General features: G+C 45.1%; 4 protein-coding genes. 2 read left to right on the forward strand and 2 right to left on the reverse strand.

Translation table 11 applies throughout. The annotated features are described in order from the left end of the window. The coding region (locus R7M72_RS23665) for an Ig-like domain-containing protein (protein WP_318056344.1) at positions 1–4,353 on the forward strand (4,353 nt) is incomplete at its 5' end. 86 nt (positions 4,354–4,439) lie between these two features. Here the strand turns inward: R7M72_RS23665 and R7M72_RS23670 are convergent. Together R7M72_RS23670 and R7M72_RS23675 are read right to left on the reverse strand one after the other, a co-directional pair. Next, positions 4,440–5,054, reverse strand: coding sequence for an OmpA family protein (locus tag R7M72_RS23670; RefSeq protein WP_005377363.1), 615 nt, complete (start codon positions 5,052–5,054; stop codon positions 4,440–4,442). A gap of 2 nt (positions 5,055–5,056) precedes the next feature. Beyond that, positions 5,057–6,370, reverse strand: a complete 1,314-nt coding sequence (locus R7M72_RS23675) for a TolC family outer membrane protein (protein ID WP_021707835.1) — start codon at positions 6,368–6,370, stop codon at positions 5,057–5,059. 389 nt (positions 6,371–6,759) lie between these two features. On the opposite strand from R7M72_RS23675, the gene R7M72_RS23680 reads away from it, so the two are divergent. Beyond that, on the forward strand, positions 6,760–9,602 hold a 2,843-nt coding region (locus R7M72_RS23680; RefSeq protein ID WP_318056345.1), incomplete at its 3' end, for a Calx-beta domain-containing protein.

Genomic DNA, 9,602 nt, shown 5'->3' on the forward strand with positions numbered 1-9,602 from the left:
ATCATTAAGGTCTTAGATAACGACACGTTTGAAGGCGACGACAAAGTGGTGTCGCTGGATACCAATAACGGTCCAGCGAACGGCACGGTCTCGGTCAACCCGGACGGCAGCGTCACTTACACGCCAAACGACAACTACCACGGGGCTGACAGCTTCACCTACATCGTTACGTCAGGTGGGGTGTCAGAGTCCACCACGGTGAACGTCGATGTGACGCCAGTGAATGACAGACCTGACAGTGAGGACTTTACGCATGTTACTGACAAGCCTTTGACGCAAGTTGTATTTGATACTGATACGAAACCTTTAGGTGATGGCGACTCTCAGGATCATATAGCGGATATTGAAGATGACTTAAATGGCAACGATTTGCATGTGCGGATTACTGAACTACCGACCTCAGGAACATTGTTCTTCAGAGATAACAACGGTGAACTGCATGAAATAAAAGAAGTCAGTGACACTCTTTATGAAAAAGATAGCCTTTACTATGAAGCTGATAATGTGGGTTTCTTATTAGGTATCAAGGATCGCCCAGATACACCAAATAGCTCCGAGTCTACAACAGATTTCAATAATTGGGGGCTAAGTGAGGACGGAGGTCCATCACACTCCCGTACTGAGCATTTAGTTAATGGTTCCTCCATCACTATATCTTCTGATAGTGGTGAACTTGCTCAATACAACCGCCAAGTGTCACATATCGGAAACGGTATTGCTGACAATGATGGGCAGGGTATTGAGAAAGGCGAGACAATTACGATCGATTTGTCTAATAACCCTGTGGGCAGCGTAAACCTTGGCTTAGATGGATTAGGTGGATTGTTTGATTACGGTGATGACAACGCTGCGCTTATTACGGTTACGTATTTAGATTCAAATAATATCGAACAGACTCAAACGTTCGAGTTCTTGAAGCCTGAAGGCAACTTCATGCTATTCCAAGAAACAAGCGTTGGTTTTGGGCAAGAACTAGCTCTTCCTGAAGGTTCGGTCATTACTCAGTTAGATTTTTCTACGAAAAATGAAGGGAACTGGGAGTTACGTTATGTAGAAGGTATTCCTGCCGGGGATAGCTTTGGATATGTGGCAGTCGATTCTGAAAGTGGAGTTAGTGATCCATCTACGGTCAATATCGTTAACGAAATACTAGATGGTAATGTTGCGGAAAATGGACCTGTGGTGGAGAGCATTGCAGGTGTTACTGTTGTTGAGGGTGACAATGTCACGTTTTCTGTTTCACTAAATAACGCGACAGATCAGACCGTTAAGTATCAAGTGGATTTCTCTGCAGAGGGTTCTAGTGTGAGCTCTCAAGACATTGATTTGTCGAACGCAACTTTTACTAATGGCGTGAAGTATTTGGGCGGATACCTTATTGTTCCAGTCGGAGTGAATGGCTTTGAGATTACCATTCCAAGTATTGATGATCAGTTGGTTGAATCAACAGAGAGTCTTGTGATTAAAGTCGGAGATGTGTCTGGCGTTGGCTATATTGATGATAATGATGTTCCGCCAGCAGTTCAAAGCAACGAAATTTCCGGATTAGAAGACGAAGCTATTGTTATAACACTAGAACATTTAGGCATCGTTGATAGTAGTATAAGTGTTGAGTTTGACACTTCTGCTCTAAATGGCTCACTGCAAGTGAAAGGTTCTGATGGTTGGGAAGCGGTTTCTGGAAGTGTGCTCGCTTCTGATATCGAAAATGGTCTTGTTCGTTATGTTCCTGCTGAACATGAATCTGGTGCAAATGTTTTCGATAAAGACGGTGTTGGGAACGGCTTGGATACTTACGAGCAGATTCATTTCACTGTTAGTGATGGCAATTCTTCTGCTTCAGGTACGTTGAGTATCGACATAGAGCCTGTCGCGGACCCAATTAAGATTGACCTTACTTTCGGTCCAGTAACGTCTGTACCTGTGACACTAGGCGGAAGCTGGTCTACAGACGAAGAACTTAAAGATCTGCTTGAGGCAAGTAATTTACCAGGGCTTGACTTTGAACATGTGGTGACACAAACGTTTAATAACGGACATGTTGGTAATGACTTAATGCTAAGCGGTGACACTGAATCGCCACTGAGCTTTGTCGGAGATCAACAAGCAGGTGCGAACGTTGATGCTCAAGGCAGTGATATCTTTGTGACTGGAGGAGGTAATGATTCTATCTATGGCGGTATTGGTTCATTAGACGATCAAGCGGAGACGGACACAGTTGTTTACTCTGGCAAGTTGTCTGATTACAACTTCAACTATTACCCTGCATCTGACCACTCAGAGGTCCCGTATTGGATTGTCGAAGATAGCCGATTTATTGATACAAAAGATGTTGTTTCGAGCACTCATAAAGAGTCGGGTGACCACCTTTATGAAATTGAACAACTTATCTTCCAAGATGCCATTATCAAGCTAAATAACAACACAGGAGAGTATGTTGTACTTACAGAGCAGCAAGTCTCTTTTGAGCTGAACCTTGATCTTATCGATGTGGATGGCAGTGAGTCATTCATTAACGATAGCGTCACCTTAACGGGAATTCCTTCAGGGCTAACATTAGAGGTGAATGGCAAAACGGTTGCTGAAAACAGCGATGGTTCTTACACGGTTGACCTTTCAAGTGAACCAAATCAAACCAGTCATCAACTAAGCGGTACGATTACTGTACCAGCCGATTACAATGGTTCGTTAGATTTTGATGTAACAGCGACGGCAGGAAGTGTTGAAGTTAATAACAATACTCAAATGGGGACGGACACGGCTTCTGTTTCAGTTCGAGATTATGATTTTGTTTCCGGTACGCATGGTGATAACAAGATAGCTGGATCTGATAGCAATGATGTGATTGTTGGCGATGTTCAAGGATTACAGATTGTCGAGGGGCAGGACTACAACATTGCTTTTATGCTCGATACATCAGGCAGCATGGGTTACGACGTTGGTCTAGCGCTAGGTGAGCTAAAAACAGTGCTGAATACTCTTACCGAAAGTGCTAGTGGCCCTCATTCGGGCAAAGTGAACGTTTTATTGACCACATTTGCTACTGGGAGCTCTCAGGTACTTGAATTAGATTTGAGTGCTGACAACGCAACATCGCAAATAGAGTCTACATTGGATGCAATTTTACAAATCGGTGATGGTAATACAAATTATGAAGCCGGGTTCCAATCTGCACTAGACTGGTTTGCTAATGCCGATAGTGGCGCAACAAACCTAAGTTATTTCATATCTGATGGTCAACCAAACCAAGCTACGGATAACAATACGAGTTGGTTTAGTGGTTGGGAGGGTGTCGTACTTGGCGTGTCAGAACAAAAGTTAGTGACGCTAGCGGATGTTTTGCCAAGTGATTACAGGTTTGGTGATACAGTCACATACAACAATAAAACAATCATAGATTTTCGCGGGGCGGTGTATTCGCTCTCTACTGGTGAACAGGTGGGGAGAATGCTTAACTCATATGTCTATGATGATTATGGAAATAATGTTCTATCTCAAGCGAATAACGCATATCAAGCATTGGCTGAATTTAGTGAGGTTCGTTCGATAGGTCTTGGTCGCTACTTAGATGAAGATTCGTTAGAAAACTTCGACTCTGATGGTGTAGTAAGGGCTAACATAGATGTAAACCAACTAGCAGAAGTGATCCTTGGTAAGGAAGTTTCATTGATGCAAGGCAAAGATGAGATTAACAGCCTTGATGGAAATGACATTATTTTTGGTGATGCCATGCGTTTCGACGTCGATGGTGAGCAAGGAGTTTCCGCGCTACAAAACTACGTAGCATCTCAACTAGGTAAGGATGTTTCGTTAGTTACGAAAGAAGAAGTTCATCACTACATTACTGAAAACCAAGCAGAATTTGAACAGTCTCGTTATTACGACCAAGCAGACACCATCTCTGGTGGTTCAGGTGATGATATTTTGTTTGGACAAGGTGGTGACGACAAGCTGTTCGGTGGTGCAGACAATGATATTTTAATTGGTGGTTTCGGCAATGATATTTTGACAGGGGGGGACGGTGAAGACATCTTTAAATGGATTGATGTGTCCAATGAACGCGACACTGTCACTGACTTCAATAAAAATGAAGACGCTCTAGACTTCTCAGATCTGTTTGACGACTTATCTAAAGATGAAATTGGAGAGCTTCTTAATGATCTTCAATCAGGTGATCATACTGGTGATGTCGGAGAGTATCATGTAGAAGTGGCACCAGACGGGGGATCTGAGGCAAACCTGAGTATTACAAAAGGGAGCTCGACATTGGACATCCATTTTGACGGTGCAAGTGTTGATGATGTGACTCAAAGCTTAATTGCGAGTTTAGAAGCTCAGTACAAAGACATGTAGTAGCGCTAAACTGTAGTCAAATTTAAAATCAAAAAGGTCTAGCAATTTGCTAGACCTTTTATTTTTACGGTCTGTTTATTGTTGTGCTAGCTTTTTGGAAGTGTTGTGAAAACGGTCCATTCTTTCTTCACTTCACCCTTGTGGCCAATCACTGTTGCGGTTACTCGACGGTTCAATGCGTGACTAACTTGGTCTGTACCTTGTGTCGCAAGTACTGTGTCTCCATAGCCGACAATGGTAACTCTATCTCCACTAATGCCGTTCTTCATGAGCTCTTTTCTAACGTTTTCAGCGCGGCGCTTAGATAAGTCAAGATTATGTTCTGCAGTACCAGTGCGACTAGCATAACCTTGAATCTCTATAGACGTGTTCGGGTACTCTTTCAAAAAGTCGGATAGTTCAAGAATTTGTTGCGTAAAGATAGGGTTGATCACATCGGAATCGTTCGCAAATAGTACTCGAATTTGCATTTCTTGTGAGGAGTCAACGTACGAACCGCAACCGTCGTTGTCTATTTCGGCACCCAAAGGTGTACCCGGGCACAAATCTCGCTCGTTAATGACTCCGTCAGAGTCATCATCTATATGATCAGCCCACTGATCGGCAATTGGGGTATCTATGTAATCATATTCATCACCACGATCTGATGAACTGCATGCGGAGAGCATTAATGAGAGTGTAATAAAAGCTATGTGTTTCATAATTAATACTCCACTTCTTCTAGCCATTCTTTAGGCATTTCAACCCTTAATGCACTCAACAGTTGCCCAGTTGCGTTCATCACTCGATATTTGGCGTACTGCTCTGCGTATTTAGAATCTAAGTAGTCTTTACGCGCCTCAAAGAGCTCGTTTTCAGTGTTCAATAGATCAAGCAGTGTTCGTTTACCGATGCGATATTGCTTCTCGTAAGCAATTACGGTTTCAGACGCAGAGTCTACATGATCTGATAGAAACTCTTTTTGTTGTAATGTTAAATCAAGCGCACTCCAAGAAAGCCTTAACCCTTCTTCAACATTGCGATAGGCACCTTCACGCAAGTCTTTTGCTTTATTTAGCTGGTAGGCAAAGTTTTCTGAGTTCGCTGCATCACTGCCACCATTGAATAGGTTGTAGCGTAGACGCAGCATGGCAAGTGTCTCATCACTTCGACCTTTTAAACCATCAGCGTCGTCACGCCATGTTTGCGAAGCTTCAATTGAAATGGTTGGGTAATTAACACCTTTAGACTGTTTGTATTGAAACTTAGCCGAGTCTACGTCTGCGAGCGCCACTTGAATAACGGGATGAAGTTCAAATGCCAAGCCTACCGCTTCATCAACCGTGTACGGGATAAAGTTTTGGTCCGCTCTCGGAAAGATTAACCCTTGTGGTGTTTGACCGACTAAACGAGTGAACATCGTGTGAGAGTCATACAGGTTATTTTGAGCAGCAGCTAAGTTTCCGTGTGCTTTTGCCAAACGTGCTTCTACCTGCGTCAAGTCAGCAGTAGAGCCGATACCCGAGTTGACTCGTTTTTTAATGTCATCGTAAATATCTTTATGAACAGCAAGGTTGTTTTCTGAAAGCTTTAGGACTTCATACGCTTTAACAGCGTCCAAGTACACTTTAGTCACTTCAAGTGCCTTATCTGAAGCATCTGCTAAGAGTTGAAATCTAACAGATTCAGCATCAGCTGCGGTTCGATCAATATCATTTAATGTAGCGCTACCATCCCATATTAGTTGGGTCAGTGTCACTGAAGCTTCCTTTCGAGTGTAATCCGTGTCTCCTCGACCAACTTCATCTGACGGGTCTAATCCTTCATATCCAATTCCAGCATCTAGATCAACAGAGGGGAGGTAAGCACCTGATGAAGCTTCATTTATGTACTTCTGGCTCATAAACTCGTTAAATGCACTCTTAATATCGGGGTTATTTTGTAGCGTCTGTGCAACCGCTTGCTCTAGAGTTTGACCGAAAACTGGTGAAGACACTATTAAGCAACAGCAGGCTATATGTACTCGATTCCATCTCACGTTAGTTCTCCTAAAATCATGTCGCTCTTATTCTGTTTCATATTTGAGACGAGAAGTTACAAACAATGAATTTTCTTAGTGCGTATTATCAACTTGTTGATGTTTAAATGTTTAATTCAATAAAAAACAACAATCTTACTCTCTAAACTCTAGCATACGAGGCAAAGCTTGCTTGGTAAGTGGTCGATTTTTTCGTAGAAAACCTTTTTATCTTAAGAGCATAGCGGAAACTGGTTTAAATGAAGGCAAATTCTTCGGTTATTTTCCTTATTACTCTCAAAAAACTAAATCCTCTTGGAATAAAACGAAAAATTCATATTTTGTCTAAACTATAGACGTGTTTAGTGCAGTAACAAGCCTTTAATTAAACTAATACAAGGATGAAGAGCATGGATCGAGTAGCGTTAAGTTCATTGATGAGCAATGTCGTGGTTATAGGGCTTGATGGGAACCTGAGAAGTCTTGAAAGTGGTCAGCTACCTCAGCCTGGTGAATTAATTATTGAGGAAGTTTCTGATACATCAGAATTAATTGTACAACAGGTAACACCGCAAGGTAGTTCAATTAACGTTACTGATGATGTCACTGCGCTAATCGAGGCTATCGCTAGTGGAGAAGACCCTACTGCTCTTGGTGAGGATTTTGAGCCAGCTGCAGGTGAGGAAAGTGGTTCTAGCCCCCAAAATACTGGTGCAATAGATCGTACTGGCGCTGAATTGTTGGCTAGTACGAATTTTGAGACCGTCGGTATTGATGGAATCGGACTATCTACAACTCAAGCACTATCTTTGTTGGATCTTTTCAGAGTAATTAATGGCCCTGTACCACCGACTATCTTAGTTCAAGAAATATCTAGTCCGACTATCAACGAAGGTGACCAAGTTGTATTCGATATTACTCTAAGTCAAACAACTGAAGACAACACTGATGTCATTCTTTCTCTCCTTGATGGAACCGCAACAGGCGGCTCAGCTGACGAGAACGGGAGTGACTACGTCAATGAGCGTGTCCTCATAACATTTTCTGATGGTACAACAGAAGAAGTTTCAGTCGGTGAAAGCGGAACCTTTACCATTTCGATCCCACCGGGTGAAAGTGACTTTACGGTCTCTATAGACTCTATTGACGACTCTGTATTTGAAGGCCCAGAAACGTTTACGCTCTCTGGCACGACAGAAGAACAAAGCACACCTGTTACTGGGACTGCCACTATTTTAGATGATGGTAGTGGACCTGGCTCAAATCCTGATGATGATCGCCCAGCGGTAACGATGAGTGATGCAGGTACGGTTAATGAGGGTGAGACAGCGAACTTCAAAGTGACGCTATCGAACGCGTCTGAAGCGGAAACGCAAGTAGAGTTGGGTCTTAATCTCGGCGATACCGAAGTCGGTGACTTAGGCACCTTAGAATACAACACAGGCTCCGGTTGGGTTGCAGTGCCAAACGATGGCGTAGTAACGGTGCCAGCAGGGCAAACTGAGTTTGATGTGCGTATCGCTTCCATTGATGATGCGGTGTACGAAGGCCCTGAAGATTTCAGTGTGACGGTGACTGGCATTGGCGCAGTGCAAGGCAGCGATACGGGTACGGCAACGATAGTGGATGATGGCAGTGGTCCAGGTCCTGATCCGGATGATGACCGCCCGAATGTGACTATTTCAGACGCTGGCACCATCAATGAGGGTGAGACAGCGAACTTCCAAGTGACGTTGTCGAACGCCTCCGAGTCCACTGTTCAAGTCGAGCTAGGCCTGAACTTGGGTGACACCGAAGCCGGTGACTTAGGTACCTTGGAATACAACACCGGAAGTGGCTGGGTGACAGTGCCAAACGATGGCGTAGTAACGGTGCCAGCAGGGCAAACTGAGTTTGATGTGCGCATCGCTTCTGTTGATGACGCCGTTTACGAAGGTCCAGAAGATTTCAGCGTGACGGTGACTGGCATTGGGGCGGTGCAAGGCAGCGATACGGGTACGGCAACGATAGTGGATGATGGCAGTGGTCCAGGCCCTGATCCGGATGATGACCGCCCGAATGTGACTATTTCAGATGCTGGCACCATCAATGAGGGTGAGACAGCGAACTTCAAAGTGACGTTGTCGAACGCCGCCGAGTCTACAGTTCAAGTCGAGCTAGGCCTGAACTTAGGTGACACCGAAGTTGGAGACTTAGGCACCTTAGAATACAACACAGGCTCCGGTTGGGTTGCAGTGCCAAACGATGGCGTAGTAACGGTGCCAGCAGGGCAAACTGAGTTTGATGTGCGTATCGCTTCCATTGATGATGCGGTGTACGAAGGCCCTGAAGATTTCAGTGTGACGGTGACTGGCATTGGCGCAGTGCAAGGCAGCGATACGGGTACGGCGACGATAGTGGACGACGGCACGGGTCCAGGCCCCGATCCGGATGATGACCGCCCGAATGTGACTATTTCAGATGCTGGCACCATCAATGAGGGTGAGACAGCGAATTTCAAAGTGACGTTGTCGAATGCCTCCGAGTCCACTGTTCAAGTCGAGCTTGGCCTCAACTTAGGTGACACCGAAACCGGTGACTTAGGCACCTTAGAATACAACACCGGAAGCGGTTGGGTGACAGTGCCAAACGATGGTGTGGTGACCGTGCCGGCAGGGCAAACTGAGTTTGATGTGCGCATTGCTTCCATTGATGATGCGGTGTACGAAGGCCCTGAAGATTTCAGTGTCACGGTAACTGGCATTGGGGCAGTACAAGGCAGCGATACGGGTACGGCGACGATAGTGGACGACGGCACGGGTCCAGGCCCCGATCCGGATGATGACCGTCCGAATGTGACCATCACTGACGCTGGCACCATCAATGAGGGTGACACAGCGAACTTCAAAGTGACGCTATCGAACGCGTCTGAAGCGGAAACGCAAGTAGAGTTGGGTCTTAATCTCGGCGATACCGAAGCCGGTGACTTAGGTACCTTGGAATACAACACGGGAAGTGGTTGGGTGACAGTGCCAAACGATGGCGTAGTAACGGTGCCAGCAGGGCAAACTGAGTTTGATGTGCGCATTGCTTCCATTGATGATGCGGTGTACGAAGGCCCTGAAGATTTCAGTGTGACGGTGACTGGCATTGGCGCAGTGCAAGGCAGCGATACGGGTACGGCGACGATAGTGGACGACGGCACGGGTCCAGGCCCCGATCCGGATGATGATCGTCCAAGCGTGACTATTTCAGACGCTGGCACCATCAATGA

It is taken from the genome of Vibrio sp. YT-18, from assembly GCF_033337345.1.
Taxonomy (GTDB): domain Bacteria; phylum Pseudomonadota; class Gammaproteobacteria; order Enterobacterales; family Vibrionaceae; genus Vibrio; species Vibrio alginolyticus.